The following is a 21,005-nucleotide window of genomic DNA, read 5'->3' as shown; positions in this document are numbered from 1 at the left end:
GCCGTTACGCCCTCTCTCGCGCGTGCAGTGCCGCCGCGACGACCGTGCGGGACTGGTGCTCCACCTGGTGCTCCAAGGGCACCCAGCGGGCCCGGAAGCGTTCCGCGAAGGCGCCGCTCCAGGACGACACCAGCCCCTCGAGCTGCTTCGCCGCCTCGTCGTCGGCCCCGCGCAGCACGCGCAGCAGCATCGCCGCCGCCCGCAGCGGCACCCGGCGCACGAACGCGTCCACGCTGCCGACGTACGCCCGGGTGAGGTCGGCGGGCGGGGTGTGCAGCAGGTCGGAGGCCAGCCCAGGCACCAGTTCGAGACCCCACCGGGCGGCCCGCAGCAACGGCCCGTCCAGGTCCGCCAGCCGGGGCAGCGCATGGTCGAGCACACGCGTGACCTCCAGCGCGTCCCGCTGCAGCCGGCGGGCCAGCAGGCCGATCGCCGCCGCCGGAGCCGGATGCGGAGCCGGGTCGTCCACCAGGTCGCTCGCCCACATCGGCACCTCGACCACAGCGGTCAGCCCGCCGTACCGGTGGGCGTGATACCAGGTGCTGTGTCGCGCGTCGTCCGGCAGGCTCGGGTAGGCCGGCCCGGTCCCCGGCGCCGGCATGACGTGGACGCCCGGCCCCGACGCGGGCCAGCCGGCGGCGTCGGAGGCGCCGGTCTCCACCGGGATGTGCAGCTCGGCCGCCGACTTCGCGAACGGCTCCGCCAGCCCGGGCACGTCCCTCGTCAGCTGCACCCAGCTGCCGCCCAGGTCCGTGCCGTGCAGGGTGACCTGAAGGTAGGGGCGCAGCTCGTCGATGACGCCCGTCAGGGCCCGGGTCTCGGGCGGCAGCCGGTCCGGCGGCAGCAGGGAGGGCGCCCACTCGGGCTGTTCCGGGCCCGCGGGCCGGAAGAACCCGAGGTGGTAGTCGAAGAGGCTGCGCGGCGCCGGCGTCACGTGCAGGCTCGCCCCGTCGGGGTCCGCGCACAGCAGGAAGTGCCAGGAGACGCCGTCGCGCAGCTCCCGCTGCTCCAGGACCCGCCGGGCGACCGCGAGCAGGGTGCAGGAGCCGGTCGGCTCGTTGGCGTGGGCGCCGGCGACCACCAGTACGGCACGGCGTGCCCGGCCCACGGACAGCAGGTGCAGAGGCCTGCCCGCGCGTGAGGCACCCACCTGCCGCAGGGTGCACACACCAGGGCGCTGAGCGGTCAACGCCCGGGCAGCTGAGACCTGTTCGGTCACCGTCGGGTAGCGCAGCTCCGGCAGGACACTCACCCCCGTCACATCCCCCCGAGTTCGCCATCGCAGTACCCCACGGCCATGGTGCGGTGTCAAGGGCGCGACAGGGTGGTCTCCCGGTGGCGCCCGGAAGCACGGCCTGCCGCCTCCTGCTGGTGCAGCCCCCGCCCCGCCAGGGTGAGGAACACCTCGCCGACCGCCTCGGAGAGGGTCGGGTGCGGGTGGATGTGCCGGGCCACGTCCGACGGCTCGGCGTCCCAGGCGACGACCAGCTGGCTCTCGGCGATCATCTCCGACACGTGGGGACCCACCAGGTGCACGCCGAGCACCTGCTCGCCGGCCTCGGTGACGACCTTCACCATCCCGCCCTGCCCGTGCACCATGCCCTTCGCCACAGCCGTCAGGGGCATCGAGTTGCTCTCCACCTCGTACCCGCGCGCGCGTGCCTCGGCCTCGCTCAGACCGACGGCCGCCGTCTGGGGTGACGAGTACGTGACCCTGGGCACGGCCGCGTAGTCCACGGGCGCGGACGGCAGCCCCGCCAGCGTCTCGGCCACCAGCAGGCCTTCCGCGAACGACGCGTGGGCCAGTCCGAGCGACGGCGGGGGCAGCAGGTCGCCCACCACGTGGACACCGGGCACGGCCGTCTCCAGCCGGTCCCAGTCGGCCGGTACGACGAACCCGCGCGCGTCCGTGGCGAGGCCCGCGGCGGCCACGTCCAGGCCGTCGGTGACCGGGGCCCGCCCGACGGCCACCAGCAGCCGCTCGGCCTCCACCGTGAAGGTCTCGCCCCGGGCGGTGCGCACGCGTGCCCGCACCCCGTCGGCGAGGACCTCGGCGTCCAGCAGGCGGGCGCCGGCCCGGACGTCGATGCCACGCTTCTTCAGACCCCGGGTCAGATGCCGGCTCACCTCAGCGTCTTCCAGCGGCACGATCCTGTCGGCCGCCTCGACCAGGGTGACCTCGGCGCCCAGGGAGCGGTGGAACGAGGCGTACTCCACGCCGATCGCGCCGCCCCCGAGCACCAGCACGGACGCCGGGAGCCCGGGGGCGAAGAGGGCGTCGTCGCTCGTCACCACGCGCCGCCCGTCCGGCTCGAGCCCGGGGAGCGTGCGCGGCCGTGAGCCGGTGGCCAGAACCAGGCCGCGGCGCGCGGTGATTTCATGTTCGCCGCGCAGGCCCGCGTGGCCGCCCGGCGTGCCCGGGCCCGTCACCCGCACCGAGCGCGGCCCGGTGAGCCGCGCGTTCCCCGCGATCACCCGCACTCCCGCGCGTGCCAGGTGCGCCTGCACGCCCCGGTGGTTGCGGGCCACGATGTCGTCGCGCGTGGCCACCAGGGCGGACCAGTCGACCGCGTCCAGGGTCGCCTTCACGCCCCAGCGTTCGCGGGCCTCGGCGATACCGTCGACGAGTCCGGCCGCGTGCAGCATCGCCTTGCTGGGGATGCAGCCGCGGTGCAGGCACGTCCCGCCGACCTTGTCCCGCTCGACGAGCACGACCTCCAGGCCGAGGGCCGCGGCGCGCAGGGCGGTGCTGTAGCCGCCCGTGCCGCCGCCGATGACGATGACATCCGGTGAGTCCATGACCCCAGCCTCCGCCCGGCCCTTGCCATGCGTCCAAGGCAATGTTCTTGTGGAATCGATGCAGGACCTTTATGGGGGAGGGGTCGTGAGCCTGCGCCAGATGGAGTACTTCCTGACGGTCGTCGAGGAGGCGTCCTTCACGCGCGCGGCGGAGCTCCTGCACGTCTCGCAACCTGCGCTCTCCCACCAGGTCAAAGCGCTCGAACGGTCCGTGGGCGGAGCCCTCCTGGAGCGCCTGCCGCGGGGCGTGCGCCTGACACCGATGGGGCGCGCGTTCCGGCCGCACGCGGAACTCGCGGTGCGCAGCGCGGCACAGGCGCGCCGCGCGGCCCGCGCCGCGGCCGGTGCCGAGGGCGGCGAACTCCACATCGCCGCCGTCCACTCCGTCGCGGTCGGCGTCCTCCCGGACGTCTTCGCCCGCTGGCGCGCCGCTCACCCCCGCGTACTGCTGCACCTCCACGAGTACGCCACCTCCGAGGCGCTGGAGGAGCAGATCCTGCGCGGCACCGCCGATCTCGCCGTCGGCCCTGCACCGGCCGACCCGCCGGGCCCCGTCGTACCGGTCGGCCAGGAGGAGATCGTCCTCGTGGTGCCCTTCGACGACCGCTTCGCGGGCCGGACGACGGTGACGCTGCCGGAGCTGGCCGACCGCCACTGGGTGCGCTGCGCCATGGAGCCCGTCGTCCACGGAGAGCGATTCCTCGACTGGGCGTGCGGCCGCGCGGGCTTCACCCCGCGCACCGCCGTTTTCACCGAGCACACCTCCACGGCGGTGCGGATGGCCGCCGCCGGGGTCGGCGTCTGCGCCGCGCCCGCACACCTCGTCCGGGAGGCGGTCGGCGGGGGCTGCGTCGTCCTGACCCCCGACCCCGCCTGGCGGCGCACCCTGACGGTGTTCTCGCGTCTGCCGCCGACCGGCGCGGCGGAGAGGTTCGTCGACCTGCTGCGGACGTCCTGGCCGCGCCCGCGAGCCCCGCTGCCCGTCTACGAGGACTGCCCGCAGGACGGCCCGGCGGTCGCCTGAGCTCAGTCGCCCACCCTCTCCAGCAACGCCACCGGCAGCCCCTCGAACAGCTCCTCCACGCGCGCGTGCCCCGAGAACTCGCGCCCCGGCTCCAGCACGTCCGCCCAGCGGCCCGGCGGCAGCGGAAGCCGGGTGTCCCGCCAGCCGCCGGCCTCCGCGAGCCGCAGGGACAGGCGGGTCACGGCCGTCAGCACCTCTCCGGAGCGGACGAAGGCCAGGCAGTGCGCGGCCGCAGGTCCCTCCGCCGGCAACGCCATGTACGTCGCCGTGTCACCGAAGGCGCCGGGCCGCCGGGCCCGCAGCCCCAGCGCCGCCCTCGTCACCACCGTCTTCTCACCGGAGGTGCCGTCGGACTGCGCGGGCGGGAAGTCCACCGCCCGCCGGTTGTCCGGGTCGACCAGCGCCCGGTACTCGGCCTCCGTGCCCTGGTAGACGTCCGGGACACCGGGCATCGTCAGCTGCACCAGGGCCGTGCCCAGCACGTTGGCCCGGACGTACGGCGCCAGCGACTCCCGGAACGCGGCGATCCGCTCGCCCGGCGCCCCGCAGGGCCCGGCCGCCACGAACCCCTCCACCGCCTCCTCGTACGGCGGCTCCTGCTCGGTCCAGCTCGTGTACAGGCCCGCCTCCCGCACGTGCTTCAGCAGCGCCCCCTGCACCCGCTCCAGCGCATGCTGGGCCGGTCCCAGCCCGAACACCGTCTGCCAGGCCGCCCACGCCAGTTGTGCGTCCGGCACGCCCTCCCCGGTGCGGGTCACCTCCGCGAGCACGTCCGCCCAGCGGTCCGGGCACTCGGTGAGCACGTGCAGCGCCGCCCGGACGTCCGCACTGCGCTTGGTGTCGTGCGTCGTGGCCACCGTCCCGGTGAGGGGCCAGTCGCGCTGCAGCCGCGCGCAGTACGCGTGGAACTCCTCCGGTGACAGCGTGGGAGCACCCGGATTCCCACCCACCTCGGTCGCCGACAGCAGCGGCACGTACCGGTAGAACGCCGTGTCCTCCACCGACTTGGCCCGCAGCGCCGACGAGGTCTGCGCGAACCGCGTCCGGAACTCCAGCTGCGCCGGTTCGTCGCCGTACCGTCCCAGCACCAGGTCCCGCACCACGTCCACCGCACCGGCCTCCTCGGGCACCGCGAAGGCGTGCCGCGCCTCGGCGGCGGCCTCCTCGGTGACCACGGACGCCGCGTCGCAGGACTCGTAGGGCCGGTAGACCTCCATGCGGACCAGGAGCTCCTGCAGGGCGGTGCGCAGCGCCCAGGGAGCGCGGTCGCGCAGGGCGGGCTCCGGGGAGGTCGCGCACAGCCGGCTCGCCACCCGGGTGAGCCGGTCCGTCTCGGTCGCCAGCTCGTGCGTGAGGACCTTGTACGCCGCCCTGCGCACCGTCGCCTCCCACTGCCCGCCCCGGTCCGTCTGCGGGGCCGCGAAACGCCGGTAGCGCCCCAGCAGGTCCCCGAACCCGGCCGGGTCCGTGAACACCCCGTCCACGTGCCGCAGCGCGTCGTAGCCGGTGGTCCCCGCGACGGGCCAGGACGCCGGCAGCCGCTCACCGTCGGCGAGGATCTTCTCCACGACCGTCCAGCGGCCCCCGGTCGCCTCGTGCAGCCGCCGGAGGTAGCCGTCGGGGTCGGCGAGCCCGTCGGGGTGGTCGATGCGCAGCCCGTCGATCACGCCCTCGTGCAGCAGCCCGAGGATCTTGTCGTGGGTGGCCTCGAACACCTCCGGGTCCTCCACCCGCACCCCGATGAGCTCCGAGATGCTGAAGAACCGCCGGTAGTTGAGCTCGGTCCGGGCCAGCCGCCACCACACCGGGCGGTACCACTGCGCGTCCAGCAGGTGCGGCAACGGCAGGTCCTCGGTGCCCTCGCGCAGCGGCAGCACGTGGTCGTAGTAGCGCAGCACGTCACCGTCGACGCGCAGCTCGTCGAGCACGTCGGCCAGCGGCCCGCCGAGGACCGGCAGCAGCACCTGCCCGTCCTGCGCCTCCCAGTCGATGTCGAACCAGCGCGCGAACGGCGACTTCGGGCCCTCGCGCAGCACCTCCCACAGGGCGCGGTTGTGGCGCGGGGCCATGGCCATGTGGTTCGGGACGATGTCCACCACCAGGCCGAGCCCGTGCTCGCGCGCGGTACGCGCCAGCGCCCGCAGCCCCTCCTCGCCGCCCAGTTCCTCGCGCACGCGCGCGTGGTCGACGACGTCGTAGCCGTGCGTCGAGCCCGGCACCGCCTCCAGGACGGGGGACAGGTGCAGGTGCGAGACGCCGAGCGAGGCCAGGTACGGCACGACGGCCGCGGCTGCTCCGAAGGGGAACTCGGGCTGCAGCTGCAGCCGGTACGTGGCCGTGGGCACCACCGGGTCAAGTCGCTCAGGTGTCATGAAGACCTACGTACCCGCCCTGCCGCCGTTCGTGTCATCCCCCGCGGCAGGTGCGCCGCGCGTCGCCCGGACGAGTGGCTTTCCGGGCGACGCGCACGCGCCGGGCGGTCACACGGGCCGCTGGAGCACCGTCATGCTCCGGTCCGTCAGAGTCAGCCGGTCCCCGGCCTGCACCTTGGCGCCGGTGTCCGAGGGCACACCGGCCGCGAGGGCGGTGTCGACCACAACCTCCCACTGCCGCCCGTGGTTGACCGGAACCACGAACTCCAGCGGCTTCGGCGAGGCGTTGAACATCAGCAGGAACGAGTCGTCGGTGATGCGCTCCCCGCGCGCCCCGGGCTCGGAGATCGCGTTGCCGTTGAGGAACACCGTGAGCGCCGACGCCTGCGCCGAGTCCCAGTCCCGCTGGGTCATCTCCCGGCCGTCCGGGGTGAACCAGGCGATGTCGGACAGGTCGTCGTGCGTGCCCTCCACGGGCCGTCCGTGGAAGAAGCGCCGGCGGCGGAAGACCGGGTGGTTGCGGCGCAGCCACACCATCGCCCGGGTGAAGGCCAGCAGCTCCGTGCTCGCACCGCCCTCGCCGCCCCCGGCCCCCCCGGCTTCCTCGTCGCCCTCGTCGCCCTCGTCGTTCTCGGGCCATTCGACCCAGGAGATCTCGTTGTCCTGGCAGTAGGCGTTGTTGTTGCCGCCCTGGGTGCGGGCGAACTCGTCGCCGTGGCTGATCATGGGCACGCCCTGGGACAGCATCAGCGTCGCGATGAAGTTCCGCATCTGCCGCGCCCGCAGCGCCAGCACGTCCGGGTCGTCGGTCTCGCCCTCGGCGCCGCAGTTCCAGGACCGGTTGTGGCTCTCGCCGTCCCGGTTGTCCTCGCCGTTGGCCTCGTTGTGCTTGTCGTTGTAGGCCACCAGGTCGTGCAGCGGGAAGCCGTCGTGGCAGGTCACGAAGTTGATCGAGGCCAGCGGGCGGCGCCCGTCGTCCTGGTACAGGTCGGAGGACCCGGTAAGGCGGGAGGCGAACTCCGCGAGCGTGCGCTGCTCGCCCCGCCACAGGTCGCGCACGGTGTCCCGGTACTTGCCGTTCCACTCGGTCCACAGCGGCGGGAAGTTCCCCACCTGGTAGCCGCCCTCGCCCACGTCCCACGGCTCGGCGATCAGCTTGACCTGGGAGACCACCGGGTCCTGCTGCACCAGGTCGAAGAACGACGACAGCCGGTCCACCTCGTGGAACTGCCGGGCCAGCGTCGCGGCCAGGTCGAAGCGGAACCCGTCGACGTGCATGTCGGTGACCCAGTACCGCAGCGAGTCCATGATCAGCTGGAGCACGTGCGGGGACCGCATGAGCAGGGAGTTTCCGGTCCCTGTCGTGTCCATGTAGTAGCGGGGGTCGTCGGTCAGCCGGTAGTAGCGCGAGTTGTCCAGGCCCTTGAAGGACAGGGTCGGGCCCAGGTGGTTGCCCTCGGCGGTGTGGTTGTAGACCACGTCGAGGATCACCTCGATCCCGGCCTCGTGCAGTGCCTTGACCGCCGATTTGAACTCCAGCACCTGCTGGCCCCGGTCGCCCCAGGACGCGTAGGCGTTGTGCGGGGCGAAGAAGCCGATGGTGTTGTAGCCCCAGTAGTTGTTCAGGCCCATGTCGACCAGGCGGTGATCGTTCACGAACTGGTGGACGGGCATCAGCTCCAGGGCCGTGACCCCGAGCTCGGTGAGGTGCTCGATGATCGCCGGGTGCGCGAGGGCCGCATAGGTGCCGCGCAGCTCCTCCGGAAGGCCGGGGTGGCGCATGGTGAGGCCCTTGACGTGGGCCTCGTAGATCACCGTGTGGTGGTACTCGGTGCGCGGGCGCCGGTCGTCGCCCCAGTCGAAGTAGGGGTTGACCACGACCGACGTCATCGTGTGCGGCGCGGAGTCGAGATCGTTGCGCCGGTCGGGATCGTCGAAGTGGTAGCCGTAGACCTCCTCGCCCCAGTTGATCGAACCGCTGATCGCACGCGCGTACGGGTCGAGCAGCAGTTTCGCGGAGTTGCAGCGCAGCCCGCGCTCCGGGGCGTACGGGCCGTGCACCCGGAACCCGTACCGCTGCCCCGGCATGATGCCGGGCATGTACGCATGCCGCACGAAGGCGTCGCTCTCCCGGAGCTCGATCGCCGTCTCCGAGCCGTCGTCGTGCAGCAGACACAGCTCTACTCGGTCCGCGGCCTCCGTGAAGACCGCGAAATTGGTACCGGCGCCGTCGTACGTGGCACCGAGTGGATACGCCTCGCCAGGCCAGACCTGCATGGATACGACTCTTTCAGGTGTGCGGCGCCGGTGGGGACGCCTTGGTCCCGAGTCTCCCCGAAAGTGAGGGAACCTCCTATGACTTATCTCCCTCTCACCGAGTGACCAGTGCATACGCGGTATGCCAAACCAATGGGGCAATCACATACTCCCGGGGCTTGGGGGAGTAGGGGGAAGACGTGCGCAACATAGTGCACCGCCACCTGGGCAAGATGGTGGCCGGTACCGCCATCGCGGTGGCCGGGACCGCCGTGATGGTGGCGGTGACCCTGCCGGGCACGGCGGGGGCGGACGACAGCGGGTCCGGGGCGGGGCGGTCCGTCCCGCAGGAGGCCGGAGCCGCGGGGGCGGGCGCCGCGGGATCGAGTGCCGCGGGGGCGGGCGGCCGGGCCGTGGCGCCGGGTGTCGTCGAGGCGGCCCCCGCCGAGGGACAGCAAGGCGAGGGCCGTGATCCGCTGACCGACGACGAGCTGAAGCGGGTCGAGAAGATCGCCCTCAGCCGGGAGCTGTTCCGCAGCGGTGAGAGCGTCGACGGGGAACGCGGCCCCGAGCGCCTCACCGTCGACCTCGCCGAACCGGAGGCCGACGAGGCCGGCAGGCCGGACGCGCCCCGGCGCGCCGACGTGACGTTCTACGACTACCGGGACGACACCCTCGTCACCCGGACCGTCGATCTCGGCACCGGCAAGGTGGTGCACACCGACACCCAGCACGGCGTCCAGCCGCCGCTCAGCCGCGCCGAGAAGGCCGAGGCGGCCGGCCTCCTGATCGCCGACCCGCTCGGCTCGGGCCTGAAGGCCGACTACAAGGACGCCACCGGCAAGGCGCTCACCTCCCCGGACCAGCTCCAGCTCAGCGGAGCCGTCTACCGGGCCGCACCGGGCGCCCAGCCCACCGCGCTCGACCGGTGCGGAGAGCACCGCTGCGTCCGGCTGTTCCCGAAGGTCAGGAACGGGCCGTGGGTCGACGCCAGGTCGCTGGTGATCGACCTGAGCACCCGCAAGGTCGCCCGGCTCGGCCACTGACCGGCCCGCTTCACTCACCGTCCACCTCGCTCCTCCTCGTCAGGGAGTCATCTCGTCATGCGCGTGAACAGCAACAGCAAGGCCCGCACCCGCGCGGCCGTGGGCCTGACCGTGGCCGCGCTGGCCGCGGGCGCCACCGCCGGCGCGGGCCCGGCCACCGCCCAGCCGAAGGCCGCCCCCGCCGCGCCGCCCGCCGCCGACTGCAGCGCCGCCTACCGCGTCGAGCAGAAGCTCTCCTCCGGCACGACCTGGCGGATGTGCTGGCGCTACGACGGCAAGGCCGGCCTCGTACTGGAGAACATCTCGTACCAGCCCAAGGGCGAACCCAAACCGATCAAGGTCCTCAACAGTGCCCGCCTCGGCCAGATCCACGTCCCCTACGACGACGGCAGGGTCGAGTACGACGACCTGACCGGCTTCGACTTCGCCCAGGGCCTGATGAACCTGGCGCCGGGCGAGTGCCCCGGCGGCACCATCAAGACCGTCAAGGTCCCGGACTCCTGGAACGAGGACCCGAACGTCAAGGGCCTGTGCACCACCACCCGCTCCCGCGGCCACGCCTACCGCATGCAGGGCGACACCGCGAACAAGGTCTTCCAGGCCGAGGGCAAGGACCTCCTCGTCTACACGGTGAACCAGGTCGGCTGGTACGAGTACATGACCGAGTGGCGCTTCCAGGACGACGGCACGATCACCATGAACGTGGGCGCCACCGGCAGCCTGTCCTGGGACGACTACGACGCCGGCGACGGCCGCGGCTGGCCGATCGGCAAGGGCGCGAGCGCCGCCAAGGCCACCAGCCACAGCCACAACGCCTTCTGGCGCCTCGACTTCGCGCTCGACGGCTCCACGAAGAACACCGTCGAGCAGTACGACTCCACCGTCACCGCGCCCACCCGGGGCCAGCGGGCGCCCACCACCAAAACCACGCGCACCAAGGTCGCCAAGGAACTGGCCGGAGACAGCAAGAGCTACCGCTGGTGGCGTGTGGTCAGCGCGACCGGCAAGAACAAGGACGGACACGCGCGCTCCTACGAGATCGTCCCAGGACCCACCACCAAGTACCCGGGCCGCAGCTACACCAAGCACGACGTGTACGTCACGCAGTACAACAAGTGCGAACTGTTCGCCAGCAACAACCCCGGCAACTGCGGGGCGGGCGCCGGGAAGTCCGTCGACAAGTGGGTGAACGGACAGGCCCTGACCCACCCGGTGGTCTGGACGAACATCGGCTTCCACCACATAGCCCGGGACGAGGACCAGCAGCCGATGCCCGTCCACTGGCAGGGGTTCTCCATCGTCCCGCGCGACGTCACGGCCATGAATCCGCTCACTCCGGCCGAGCTCGGCTGGCAGAACGGGCACTGGCGGCCCCGGGGTTGAGAACCACCCTGCCCATCCGGCTGCACCGCCGACCGCTCCCGGAGTACCCTTCCTTGATCGTTGACAAGGGCAGTGTGCTGGGGAGCGGAAGGCGGTGCGCGGGTGGGCTCGGGAGGGCTGGAGCTGCCCCCTGGTGACGAGGGTCACGAGGGGAACTCCACAGACGTCCCGGCCGGAGCCGTGTCCCTGGCACGGCCGATGGACGCGACGGGCTCGATCGGCCCGGAACTGGACTGGAACGCCGACGCCTGGCGCGAGGTGCGCACCCGCGCCCAGCGGGCCGGCCGGGCCTACATCTGGCTGAACCTCGTCGAACAGCGGCTGCGCGCGGTGGTCGCCGCCGTGCTGCGGCCCGTGTACGAACCCGTCCACGGCGAGGACTGGGTGGTGGCCGCCGCCGGACCGGCCGGCCAGGAGTGGGTGCAGCGCGCGGTGGCGGTCCGCGAGGTCAGCCGCCGCAAGGGCTATCTGCTCGACCCGGCCGACGACAACGTCCTCTCCTTCCTCACCCTGCCGCAGCTGCGCGAGCTGATGGTGCAGCACTGGCCCTGCTTCGAGCCGTACTTCGACGACCGCCGCGACGTCGAACTCGCCCTGGACGAGCTGGAGGTCACCCGCAACGTCGTCTCCCGCAACCGGGCCCTGTCCGAGGCCGTGCTGAATCAGGCCGAGCGGGCCTCGGCCCGGCTGCTGGAGATGCTCGGCGCGGGCGGTGACGTGCCCTCGGCGCGCCGGCTGCCGATCGACGCGGTCGAGGACCTGGTCGGCGACCGGTACGCCGACGTCGTCGCCGTCCACCCGGACCGGGTGCGGCTGATGCGGCAGTTCCCGGCCGAGGACATCTTCGGCGGGGCCCGCCGCCTCGACGCCATCGGCATCGGCCTCAACCTGCTCGTGCAGAACTTCTCCGGCCGGCGTCTGGTGCGGCTGGCCGAGTCCGGCTGCCGGGTCAGGCTGCTGTTCCTCAACCCGGCCTCCAGCGCGGTCAAGCGCCGTGAGCGCGAACTGGGCATCAAGCGCGGCGAACTCAGCCGGGCCGTGGAGATGAACATCCTGCACATGCGCCGGGTGCGTGCCCGGCTGCGCGACCCCGGCGCCTTCGAGATCCAGGTGTTCGACGAGACGCCCCGCTTCACGGCGTACCTGGTGGACGGCGACGGCGCGGACGGCATCGCGGTCGTGCAGAGCTATCTGCGCCGCACCCGGGGCATGGAGGCGCCGGTGTTCGTGCTGCGCAACGGCAGCAAGGTGGTCAAGTCGGGCGAGATGGACGAAAGCGGGCTCTTTCCCACGTACCGCGAGGAGTTCGAGGTGATGTGGGCGGATTCCCGACCGGTGTCATGAACTGCGTCCCGTTGCGCGGTGGTTCTCCCGCCCGCCGCCGGGCATGAGCGGAACGCGATCCTCTGATTGTCAGTGGTGCATGCGAAGGTGGGGACCACTGGGGGAACGCACCACAAGAAGGGGGACCGCCCATGGGCTGGCACCGGGAGCTGCTGGTCGGCTTCGACCTGGAGACGACGGGTACGGATCCGCGCGAGGCGCGCATCGTCACGGGGGCCGTGATCGAGGTCAGGGGCACCGAGCCGATCGGGCGCCGCGAGTGGCTGGCCGACCCGGGAGTGCCGATCCCCGAGGACGCGGTGGCGGTGCACGGCATCAGCAACGAGCGGGCGGCGGCCGAGGGCAGACCGGCCGACCAGGTCGCGGACGCCCTCGCCGACGTCCTCACCTCCTACTGGAAGACGGGCGTACCGGTCGTCGCGTACAACGCCGCCTTCGACCTCACCCTGCTCTCCGCGGAGTTGCGGCGCCACGGGTTGCCGTCCCTGCGGGACCGCCTGGGCGGCGTGGACCCGGCCCCGGTCATCGACCCGTACACCATCGACCGCTGGGTCGACCGCTACCGTCGCGGCAAACGCAACCTCGAAGCGGTCTGCGCCGAGTACGGCGTCGTCCTCGACGCCGCCCACGACGCCATGGCAGACGCCTTGGCGGCGGCCCGCCTGGCCGGGGCGATAGCCGACCGCCACCCCAAGATCGCCACGCTCGGCCCGGCGGCGCTGCACCACCGCCAGATCGAGTGGTACGCGCAGTGGGCGGCGGACTTCCAGAGCTTCCTGCGCGGCAAGGGAGACCCCACCGCCTCGGTCGACGGGACGTGGCCGCTGCGCGAGTTGGCGGACGAGCCGGTCTGAGACAGCGGTCGGGCGGTCAGGCGGTCGGGAGCCGGGCGGTCAGAAGGGGTACCACCGCACCGTCTCGTCGCCGTCCCTGAGGGACTTCACCCGCCGCTCGAACTCGGCCAGCGCCTTGGGGTTGCTCGGCGCATGCTGCGCGACCCACGCACAACTGGCCGTCTCCCGGGCGCCGCGCAGCACACCACAGCCCTCCCAGCCGCGTACGTCCCAGCCGTAGGTCCGCGTGAACGAGGCGTACGCCTCGCCCGGCAGCCCGTACCGGTCGTGCGACAGGGCCATCACCACGAGGTCGTGCTCCCGCAGGTCCGCGGACACCGTCTCCAGGTCCACCAGCACGGGCCCGCCGGGTCCGACGTGCACATTGCGCGGCAGCGCGTCCCCGTGGATCGGCCCCGGCGGCAGATGCGGTGTGAGCGCGGCGGCCCGATCGGCGAACCCGTCGCGCCGCTCGCGCAGATACGCCGCGTCCGCGGGATCGATCGCATCCCCGGCGAGCCGCAGCCACCGCTCCACACCGCCCAGCAGATCGCGGGACGGGAGGCCGAAGGGAGGGAGAGGCAGGGCATGCACGACCCGTAGCAGTTCGGCCAGGTCCCGCGGCTCGGCGGGCCGCACCGGGTCCGGCAGCCGGTGCCACACCGTCACCGGATGCCCGTCGACCAGCAGGGCCTTCGGCTCGGCCGCCCGCACGGCCGGCACACCCGCCTCGGCGAGCCATACCGCGATGTCCAGTTCGCGGCGCGCCCGGTCGAGGAGTTCGGCGTCCCGGCCGACCTTGACGACCAGGTCACCGGCGGCGAACACCGCGTTCTCGCCCAGAGCGAGCAGCCGCGCCGCCCCGGCCGCACCGGGCAGCACCCCTGCCGCGTCCAGTACGTCCCGTGCCCGTGCCTCGTCCATCGTCCGCCTCCGTCGTCCACGCCTCGACCGTCGGGTTCCGGCCATCCACCGGTCAGTGTCGCATCGGCACAGGTCGGACGGCGTACACGGTGCCTTGACGAGGCATAGGGCCTCCACGACCATGACCAGGCCGGCCGAGCCGCGCGAAGGGGCTGATTCCGTGACACCGGTGACCGAGGCAGCGTCCCCTTCGCCCCCTCCGCAGCCCTCGCCGACGTCGTCGTCGAGGTGGCGGGCCGGCCGCAGACCCGGCCGGGACCGGCCCCGGCACGCCGCCGGCCACGGCGCCTGGTTCCTGGTGCTGCCCGCCCTGATCCCGATCCTCGTCCTCAGTGTCGGTCCGCTGCTGTACGGCATCCTGCTGGCCTTCACCGACGCCCAGTCGGGCCGCGTTCAGCCCACCCGTTGGATCGGCGCCCTCAACTTCCGGGACCTGCTGCACGACACGCTGTTCTGGGAGTCGTTCCGGGTCGGGCTGGCGTGGGCGGTCGGCGTGACCGTGCCGCAGTTCCTGCTCGCGCTGGGCCTCGCCCTGCTGCTCAACCAGGACCTGCGGCTGCGCTGGCCGGCCCGGGCCCTGGCGATCATTCCCTGGGCCATGCCCGAGGTCGTCGTCGGCATCATGTGGCGGCTCGTCTACAACCCCGACGCGGGCATCCTCAACGAGACCCTGCGGGACCTCGGGCTGGGCAGCGACCGGGACTGGCTCAGCGGACTGGCGACCGCGCTGCCCGCCGTGATCGTCGTCGGCGTCTGGGCGGGCATGCCCCAGACCACGGTCGCGCTGCTCGCCGGGCTGCAGAACACCCCGCGTGAACTGCACGAGGCGGCGGCGGTCGACGGCGCGGGTGCCTGGCGCCGCTTCCGCACGGTCACCTGGCCCGCCCTCAAGCCCATCGCCCTGGCCATCACCGCCCTCAACCTGATCTGGAACTTCAACTCCTTCGCCCTGGTCTACGTCCTGACCAGCGGCGGCCCCGGCGGCAAGACCCGCCTGCCCATGCTCTTCGCCTACGAAGAGGCCTTCCGCTACGGGCAGTTCGGCTACGCGGCGGCGATGGGCTGCGTGATGGTGGCTGTGATCTCCATCGCCCTGGCCGTCTTTCTCGCCGGCCGCCTCAGGGGAGGTGACGACGCGTGAAGACCGGCCGCCCGGCCCGCGTCGGCCAGTACGCCGCGCTGCTCGCCTACCTCGTCTTCCTGGCCTTCCCGTTCCTCTGGCTGGTCTCCACCGCGTTCAAGTCACCGCGCGAGCTGGGCAGCCTGCACCCCACGTGGACCCCGAAGGACCCGACCCTCGACAACTTCCGGCAGGCCTTCGACGAACAGCCGCTGCTGCACGCCGCCCTCAACTCCCTGCTCGCCGCGCTCGCGGCGGCCGTCGTCGCCGTGCTCATCGCGACGCCGATGGCGTACGTCGTCGCCCGGCGCCGTACCCGGCTCGCGAAGGCGGTGACGGGCTGGGTGGTGGTCAGCCAGGCGTTCCCGTTTGTCCTGCTGATCATCCCGCTGTTCCTGGTGCTGAAGAACCTCCGTCTGATCAACTCGGTGCCGGGGCTGGTGCTGGTGTACGTGGTGTGGGCGCTGCCCTTCGCGCTGTGGATGCTCGCCGGGTACGTACGGGCCGTGCCGCCCGAGCTGGAGGAGGCCGCCGCGGTCGACGGGGCGGGCCGGGTGCGGACGCTGGTGTCGGTGACCGCGCCGCTGCTCGCGCCGGGCATCGTGGCGACCGGACTGTTCGCGTTCATCACCGCGTGGAACGAGTTCTTCTTCGCGCTCGTGCTGCTCAAGACACCGGAGAAACAGACGCTCCCCGTGGTCCTCACCCACTTCATCGGTGCCGAAGGCGTCGCCGACCTCGGCCCGCTCGCGGCCGCGGCGTTCCTCGCGACCCTGCCGTCCCTGGTCGTCTTCGCCCTCATCCAGCGGCGGATCACGGGCGGGATGCTCACGGGGGCGGTGAAGAGCTGATGCGCACACGCCTGGCGGCCCTGGTCCTGCTGCTGCTCCTCGCCGGCTGCTCCTCCGGCGGCACCCGCGACGACGGGCGGATCACCCTGCGCTTGCAGTCCCTGGCCTGGCAGGAGGAGTCCGTCGAGGCCAACAAGCAGCTGGTGGACGAGTGGAACACCACTCACCCGGACGTCCGCGTCGAGTACGTCCAGGGCACGTGGGACAGCGTCCACGACCAGCTTCTCACCGCCTTCGAGGGCGGTGAGGCACCCGACATCATCCACGACGCCTCCGACGACCTCGCGGACTTCGCCTACGGCGGCTACCTCGCCGATCTGACCGGCCTGCTGCCCGCGAGGCTGAAGTCGGACATCCCACGGCGCAGTTGGGAGACCACGACCTTCGGGGACGGCGTGTACGGCGTGCCGTTCCTCCAGGAACCGCGCGTGCTCGTCGCCAACGCGACGTGGTTGCGGGAGTCCGGGGTACGGATCCCGACACCCGCGAAGCCCTGGAGCTGGGCCGAGTTCCGCCACATCACCGAGCGCCTCAGCGGCGGGGGGAAGTACGGCGTCGCCTGGCCGCTGAAGGAACCCGTGTCCGCGACGCTCAACCTCTCGCTGTCGGCGGGCGGGCAGCTGTTCCACCGCGGGCCGGACGGCAGAGTGACGGTGCGGTTCGAAGCGGCCGACCAAGTGGTGCCGCGCACCGTCCACGCCCAGGCGAACACCGACCGCAGCGCCTCGCCCACGACCCTGGGCAGCGGCGGCTCCGACACACTGCCCGGCTTCTTCGCGGGCCGGTACGCGATGGTCCCGCTCGGGTTCTCCTACCGCCAGCAGATCGCGCGGCAGGCCCCCGAGGGCTTCGACTGGCAGGTGCTGCCCGCACCGGCGGGGGCCGGCGGACTCACCCAGGGCGTCAGCCCGCAGACGCTCTCCATCGCCGAGGACTGCCCGCACAAGAAGGAGGCCGCGGAGTTCCTCGACTTCTTCCTCAGGCCGCGGAACATGGTCCGCCTCGCTCTCGGTGACTGGATGCTGCCCACCGGCACACAGGCCCTGAAGGACCCCGCCCTGCACCGGACGAAGGACGGCTGGGACACCGGCACCGCCCTCGCCGGACACCTGAGACCGGCACCCGCCCAGTCCGTCCGCGGCTACCCGGAGTGGAAGGACAAGGTCGCCACACCGGCGTTCCAGGAGTACTACAGCGGAGCGATCGGCCTGCGTGAACTGCGCGGTCGGCTGGAGAGGGACGGCAACCTGGTGCTGGCGCGCTACCAGCGCTGAGAGCCGTCCCCGGGCACTGCCGCGATCAAGGACGTAGACAGTGTCTACGGCTTCCTGGTAGACACTGCCGCATGGATGCCGAGAGGACGCTGCGGGAGCGGCTGGTCGATGCCGGGGTGGAGCTGGTGCTGTCCGAGGGCAGCGGTTCGGTCGGGCTGCGGGAGATCGCCCGCCGGGCGGGTGTGTCGCACGGCGCGCCGCGTCGGTACTTCCCCACGCACCGGGCGCTGCTGTCGGCCATCGCCCGCCGGGGCTTCGAGGAACTGGGCGCGCGGGCCGCCGCGGCCGCCTCCCACACCGCCTCGCCGCGTGCTGAGTTGACTGCGCTGACGCGGGTGTACGTCGCCTATGCGCGGGAGCGGCGTGGCATGTTCGAGTTGATGTTCCGTCATGACCTCCTCGACAGCGACGGGCAGAGCGAGGCTCCGGCCGGGCCCCGGCTGCGGGAGGCGACACTGCCGATGTTCCAGCGGGTCGTGGCGCTCGTCGCCCGGTGCCGGGGAGAGGTCACGCAGTCCTCGGCGGCCCTCACAGCGGCCGCCCTGTGGGCGAATCTGCACGGCATCGCCGAACTGTGGTCCTGGGGCAGCCTCCAACTCGCCATGGGCGGCACTGCGGGCGTGGAGCCCGCCGACAGCCCCGACCGGATCATCGAGGCGGCGCTGGACGCCCATCTCGGCCCGGCAGCCTCATGACCGGAGGGTTGCGGCGCTCCGCACCGCTCCTCGTCAGCGCGGCCGGGGCGATGATCGTCGCGCTGGACGGCACCGTCCTGTTGGTGGCGCAGCCCGCCCTGCAGCGCGCACTCGCCGCCGGCCCCGCACAGGTCCAGTGGACCAGCACCGGTTACCTCGTCGCGGTGGCTGCTCTGCTCGTCCTCGCGGGCCGGCTGGGGGACCGGTACGGGCACCTGCGGCTGCTGCGCACCGGTCTGTTCGGCTTCGGCGCCGCCTCCGCCGGAATCGCCCTGGCGCCCTCGGTCGGCTGGGTGATCGCCCTGCGCGTGGTCCAGGGCGTGTTCGGCGCCCTGCTCCAGCCGGCGACACTCGCGGTGCTGCGGTCGGTGTACCCGGACCGCGAGCTGCGTCGGGCGGTCGCCGTGCGGACCGGAGCCATCGCGGTGGCAGCCGGGAGCGGCCCGGTGCTCGGGGGAGTGCTCGTGGCGCACTTCGGATGGCGGGCGGTGTTCTGGCTCAACGTCCCGGTCGTACTCGCCGCGGTGCTGCTCGCTCTCGCGGTCCGCATTCCCGCCCCCGGGCGAGCGGCCCCGCAGCCACTCGACCTCACCGGCGCGGTGCTGCTGGCGGGCACCCTCGCGCTCCTCGTCCACGCCCTCGCGGGCGTCTCGGCGCACGGCTGGACCGCCGCACCCGCACTGCTCGAACTGTCCGCCGCGGCGGTCCTGGCAGCCACGCTTGTCGTGAGTCAGCGCCGGGCCGCCCATCCGGTCGTGCCGTCGGCCGTGACACGTTCGGTCCCGGTGACGGCCTCCATGACGCTGCTCCTGCTCGTCGGCGCGGGTCTGTTCGGCAGCCTGTTCACCGCCACCTTCCTCCTCCAGGGCGTCCTGGGCCTGGACCCTCTCGCCACCGGACTCCGGGTCCTGCCGCTCACGGTGCTGATGGTGCTCGGGGCGCCGCTGGCGGGCGCCGCCCTGGGCCGGTGGGGCCCGCGACGGACCGCCGTCACCGGAACGCTCCTGGTCGTGCTCGGTGTCGCGGGCCTCGCACGGCTGTCCGCGAGTGACGCGGTGGGGCCCACGGGTGCCTTCTTCGCCCTGATCGGTGCCGGGTTCGCCGCCGTCATGGTCACCGCCACCGGAACGGTCGTCGGCGACGCGCCGCCCGAGTACGCCGGAGCCGTCGGCGGGCTCAAGCAGACGGCGACGAACATCGGCCCGACCCTCGGCATCGCCGTCGCGACGAGCGTGGGCGCCGCCGCCTCCGCCGGCCCCACCCTGTTCGTCCTGGCAGCGATCGCGGCCCTCGGTCTGCTCCCCGCGGCGCTGCTGCCCGGGCACCGGAAGGCGGACATGCCGCAAGGACCACCCGGGCACGAAGCCGAAGTCCCGCCTGTCGGCAAGAGTCATGTGCACCCGCGGCGCACTCGCGACAGCGTATGACCGGCGGACGGCGCAGCCCCTCCGCACGCCCTCCCCGATCGCCGGGAACGTGCCGTTCTCTCGGCCTGGTGCTGTCGGCCGTGGCCGCACCCGTCAGGTCTCGTCACACCGCGACGGCCTGACGGCTGAGGGTCAGCCGGGCGTGGTCGAGCGTGGCGTCCATGCGTGCCGACTGGCCCTTGGTGAACATGAACATCGCGGCGTCGTCGGTGTAATCCATGTAGTTCATGAACATGTCGCCGTCCGGTCCGTTGCCGCACGTGACATGGGGGAAGGTGGGGGAACCGGCGTTCGCGCCGGCCTGGTTGGGGGTGTCCGCCACGAAGTCGCTGCCGCTGCACCCCTCGTCGTCGTCGCCCCAGATGTGCCGCAGGTTCAGCCAGTGCGCGATCTCGTGCACGGCCGTGCGGCCGCCGTCGAAGGGGGCCGTCGCGGTGCCGGTGGTGCCGAGGGCGGTGTGGGTGATGACCACGCCGTCCGTGGAGGCGGCGCCGCCCGGGAACTGGGCGTAGCCCAGCAGTCCGCGGCGCAACCGGCAGACCCACAGGTTCAGGTAGATGTCCGCGGGCCAGGCGTCCTGGCCCCCGCTCAGGGTGAACTTGACCATATCGTCGGTGTCCCAGTCGTCGACCGCGCTCTCGGTGCGCGTGATGCCGTCCGTGGGGCGGCCCAGCGGATCGGTCCGGGCGAGGTGGAACTGCAGGCGGGCGTCGGCCACCAGGTCCTGCCAGACCGCGGGCACTTTGCTCACGTCCGGATTGCTCGCGCGGAAGTCCTGGTTGAGCACGTCGATCTGACTGCGTATCTGGGCGTCGCTCACATTCTGTTCGGGGTGGCTGTGGACGATGTGCACGACGACCGGGATGTCGATCAGGCCTTGCCGGGAGGAGACCTGGTCCATCGACTCGTAGGCGAACGCGGTGTTCTCGATCAGGGCCCGGTTCTCGGCGTACTCCGGGTTGAGAGTGAGGAGTCTGCGGTGCACCTCCATGGCGCCGCACCAGCGGCTGTAGTCGGGCGAGGTGGCGCGAAGGAATGCCTGCGCATCGGACATGGCGTGCCCCTTCGAGGGGAGCGGGTGGGCCGCGCACGCGGCTGCGGAACTGCGCGTCTGAGACGCGTCGCGAGGGCCGGGCGACGTCGGGCGGAGCGGTCGGTTGCCCGTTCCCTCCGAACCCATACACTGACAAGTCTAGTCACTTCGTCATGAGGGCGACAATCTCTGCTCCATGGTGACGATCTCAGTGGTGACCATACGGATGGCGTCGTACGAGTGAGGTGGCCGGGTCATGCGAGAGCCCCCGCCGGGCCTTTTCCGCTCGTGGTTCCACTCCTACGAGGAGGACCACGACGACGTGCGGGTCTACCGGCCGGAGGACTTCCCCTTCCCGCCCGCGCGCGGCCGTCGCGGCATGGAGTTCGCCTCCGACGGCACCCTTGTCGACCATCCGCTGGGCCGCGGCGACGCCCCCGGCGCCGTGCCCGGCCGCTGGCGGCTCGTGTCGGACCGTCACCTCGCGCTCACCTTCCAAGGCGCGCGCCCGGACCGGGAACTGGAGATCGTGCACTGCGACGAGCGGGTGCTCCGGGTGCGGAGGCTGGTGTAGGGCCCGGGGCGCGAAACCGGGCCGCCACAAGTTGAACAAGGAACCTTACG

The 21,005-nt window shown here is 72.5% G+C and carries 17 protein-coding genes; 11 read left to right on the top strand and 6 right to left on the bottom strand.

The genetic code is table 11. The features are described 5' to 3' along the window. Positions 1-4 precede the first annotated feature (4 nt). Complete coding sequence (locus AB0B29_RS15395) at positions 5-1,252, bottom strand: M14 family zinc carboxypeptidase (RefSeq protein ID WP_362239164.1); 1,248 nt, start codon at positions 1,250-1,252, stop codon at positions 5-7. A gap of 56 nt (positions 1,253-1,308) precedes the next feature. After that, positions 1,309-2,799, bottom strand: a complete 1,491-nt coding sequence (gene lpdA, locus AB0B29_RS15390) for a dihydrolipoyl dehydrogenase (protein WP_362239162.1) — start codon at positions 2,797-2,799, stop codon at positions 1,309-1,311. A gap of 85 nt (positions 2,800-2,884) precedes the next feature. On the opposite strand from lpdA, the gene AB0B29_RS15385 reads away from it, so the two are divergent. Further along, entirely contained in the window at positions 2,885-3,823 is a 939-nt protein-coding gene (locus AB0B29_RS15385; protein WP_362239159.1) for a LysR family transcriptional regulator, read from the top strand. 2 nt (positions 3,824-3,825) lie between these two features. Here AB0B29_RS15385 and treY read toward each other — a convergent pair whose 3' ends face one another. Further along, a complete protein-coding gene (gene treY / locus AB0B29_RS15380; protein ID WP_362239156.1) occupies positions 3,826-6,195 on the bottom strand; it encodes a malto-oligosyltrehalose synthase in 2,370 nt (789 codons plus the stop codon). 108 nt (positions 6,196-6,303) lie between these two features. Then, a complete protein-coding gene (gene glgX, locus AB0B29_RS15375; protein WP_362239153.1) occupies positions 6,304-8,472 on the bottom strand; it encodes a glycogen debranching protein GlgX in 2,169 nt (722 codons plus the stop codon). A 179-nt stretch (positions 8,473-8,651) separates the two neighbouring features. On the opposite strand from glgX, the gene AB0B29_RS15370 reads away from it, so the two are divergent. From AB0B29_RS15370 to AB0B29_RS15355, 4 genes are all read left to right on the top strand, one after another. After that, positions 8,652-9,497: a Tat pathway signal sequence domain protein gene (locus AB0B29_RS15370; RefSeq protein ID WP_362239150.1), complete on the top strand. Its 846-nt coding sequence runs from the start codon at positions 8,652-8,654 to the stop codon at positions 9,495-9,497. A gap of 57 nt (positions 9,498-9,554) precedes the next feature. Further along, positions 9,555-10,880, top strand: coding sequence for a copper amine oxidase (locus tag AB0B29_RS15365; protein ID WP_362239147.1), 1,326 nt, complete (start codon positions 9,555-9,557; stop codon positions 10,878-10,880). A 72-nt stretch (positions 10,881-10,952) separates the two neighbouring features. Next, positions 10,953-12,224 (top strand): SAV2148 family HEPN domain-containing protein, encoded by a 1,272-nt coding sequence (locus AB0B29_RS15360; RefSeq protein ID WP_362239960.1) that lies wholly within the window; start codon positions 10,953-10,955, stop codon positions 12,222-12,224. A 131-nt stretch (positions 12,225-12,355) separates the two neighbouring features. Beyond that, the gene (locus tag AB0B29_RS15355) at positions 12,356-13,078 is read left to right on the top strand and encodes a 3'-5' exonuclease (protein WP_362239145.1); all 723 of its coding nucleotides are present in this window, start codon (positions 12,356-12,358) and stop codon (positions 13,076-13,078) included. 39 nt (positions 13,079-13,117) lie between these two features. Here AB0B29_RS15355 and AB0B29_RS15350 read toward each other — a convergent pair whose 3' ends face one another. Beyond that, complete coding sequence (locus tag AB0B29_RS15350) at positions 13,118-13,981, bottom strand: aminoglycoside phosphotransferase family protein (RefSeq protein ID WP_362239142.1); 864 nt, start codon at positions 13,979-13,981, stop codon at positions 13,118-13,120. Positions 13,982-14,141: 160 nt separating this feature from the next. Between AB0B29_RS15350 and AB0B29_RS15345 the strand changes: the two genes are divergently transcribed. The 5 genes from AB0B29_RS15345 (at position 14,142) to AB0B29_RS15325 (ending at position 19,348) form a co-directional block, all read left to right on the top strand. Continuing rightward, the gene (locus AB0B29_RS15345; protein WP_436845847.1) at positions 14,142-15,122 is read left to right on the top strand and encodes a carbohydrate ABC transporter permease; all 981 of its coding nucleotides are present in this window, start codon (positions 14,142-14,144) and stop codon (positions 15,120-15,122) included. Next, complete coding sequence (locus tag AB0B29_RS15340) at positions 15,119-15,952, top strand: carbohydrate ABC transporter permease (RefSeq protein ID WP_362239137.1); 834 nt, start codon at positions 15,119-15,121, stop codon at positions 15,950-15,952. The genes AB0B29_RS15345 and AB0B29_RS15340 overlap by 4 nt, the downstream gene beginning before the upstream one ends. Then, the gene (locus AB0B29_RS15335; protein ID WP_362239134.1) at positions 15,952-17,226 is read left to right on the top strand and encodes an ABC transporter substrate-binding protein; all 1,275 of its coding nucleotides are present in this window, start codon (positions 15,952-15,954) and stop codon (positions 17,224-17,226) included. Before AB0B29_RS15340 ends, AB0B29_RS15335 begins: the two co-directional genes overlap by 1 nt. 71 nt (positions 17,227-17,297) lie before the next feature. Beyond that, positions 17,298-17,921, top strand: a complete 624-nt coding sequence (locus AB0B29_RS15330) for a TetR/AcrR family transcriptional regulator (RefSeq protein WP_362239132.1) — start codon at positions 17,298-17,300, stop codon at positions 17,919-17,921. Continuing rightward, entirely contained in the window at positions 17,918-19,348 is a 1,431-nt protein-coding gene (locus AB0B29_RS15325; RefSeq protein WP_362239129.1) for an MFS transporter, read from the top strand. Before AB0B29_RS15330 ends, AB0B29_RS15325 begins: the two co-directional genes overlap by 4 nt. Before the next feature lie 103 nt (positions 19,349-19,451). On the opposite strand, the gene AB0B29_RS15320 is transcribed toward AB0B29_RS15325, so the two are convergent. Beyond that, complete coding sequence (locus AB0B29_RS15320; protein ID WP_362239126.1) at positions 19,452-20,402, bottom strand: zinc metalloprotease; 951 nt, start codon at positions 20,400-20,402, stop codon at positions 19,452-19,454. A gap of 235 nt (positions 20,403-20,637) precedes the next feature. Here AB0B29_RS15320 and AB0B29_RS15315 point away from each other — a divergent pair, with 235 nt between their 5' ends. Then, positions 20,638-20,955, top strand: a complete 318-nt coding sequence (locus tag AB0B29_RS15315) for a hypothetical protein (RefSeq protein WP_362239124.1) — start codon at positions 20,638-20,640, stop codon at positions 20,953-20,955. The last annotated feature ends 50 nt before the right edge of the window (positions 20,956-21,005 follow it).

It is taken from the genome of Streptomyces tibetensis (assembly GCF_040647715.1).
Lineage (GTDB): Bacteria > Actinomycetota > Actinomycetes > Streptomycetales > Streptomycetaceae > Streptomyces > Streptomyces tibetensis_A.
The sequence above is the reverse complement of the archived record's forward strand: the minus strand, read 5'-3'. Positions and strand labels throughout refer to the sequence as shown.

What these genes read in the sequence shown, in the direction of transcription:
- lpdA (WP_362239162.1), bottom strand. Translation starts at nt 2,799, where the DNA reads ATGGACTCACCGGATGTCATCGTCATCGGCGGCGGCACGGGCGGCTAC.
- treY (WP_362239156.1), bottom strand. Translation starts at nt 6,195, where the DNA reads ATGACACCTGAGCGACTTGACCCGGTGGTGCCCACGGCCACGTACCGG.
- glgX (WP_362239153.1), bottom strand. Translation starts at nt 8,472, where the DNA reads ATGCAGGTCTGGCCTGGCGAGGCGTATCCACTCGGTGCCACGTACGAC.
- AB0B29_RS15365 (WP_362239147.1), top strand. Translation starts at nt 9,555, where the DNA reads ATGCGCGTGAACAGCAACAGCAAGGCCCGCACCCGCGCGGCCGTGGGC.
- AB0B29_RS15355 (WP_362239145.1), top strand. Translation starts at nt 12,356, where the DNA reads ATGGGCTGGCACCGGGAGCTGCTGGTCGGCTTCGACCTGGAGACGACG.
- AB0B29_RS15350 (WP_362239142.1), bottom strand. Translation starts at nt 13,981, where the DNA reads ATGGACGAGGCACGGGCACGGGACGTACTGGACGCGGCAGGGGTGCTG.
- AB0B29_RS15335 (WP_362239134.1), top strand. Translation starts at nt 15,952, where the DNA reads ATGCGCACACGCCTGGCGGCCCTGGTCCTGCTGCTGCTCCTCGCCGGC.
- AB0B29_RS15330 (WP_362239132.1), top strand. Translation starts at nt 17,298, where the DNA reads ATGGATGCCGAGAGGACGCTGCGGGAGCGGCTGGTCGATGCCGGGGTG.
- AB0B29_RS15325 (WP_362239129.1), top strand. Translation starts at nt 17,918, where the DNA reads ATGACCGGAGGGTTGCGGCGCTCCGCACCGCTCCTCGTCAGCGCGGCC.
- AB0B29_RS15320 (WP_362239126.1), bottom strand. Translation starts at nt 20,402, where the DNA reads ATGTCCGATGCGCAGGCATTCCTTCGCGCCACCTCGCCCGACTACAGC.
- AB0B29_RS15315 (WP_362239124.1), top strand. Translation starts at nt 20,638, where the DNA reads ATGCGAGAGCCCCCGCCGGGCCTTTTCCGCTCGTGGTTCCACTCCTAC.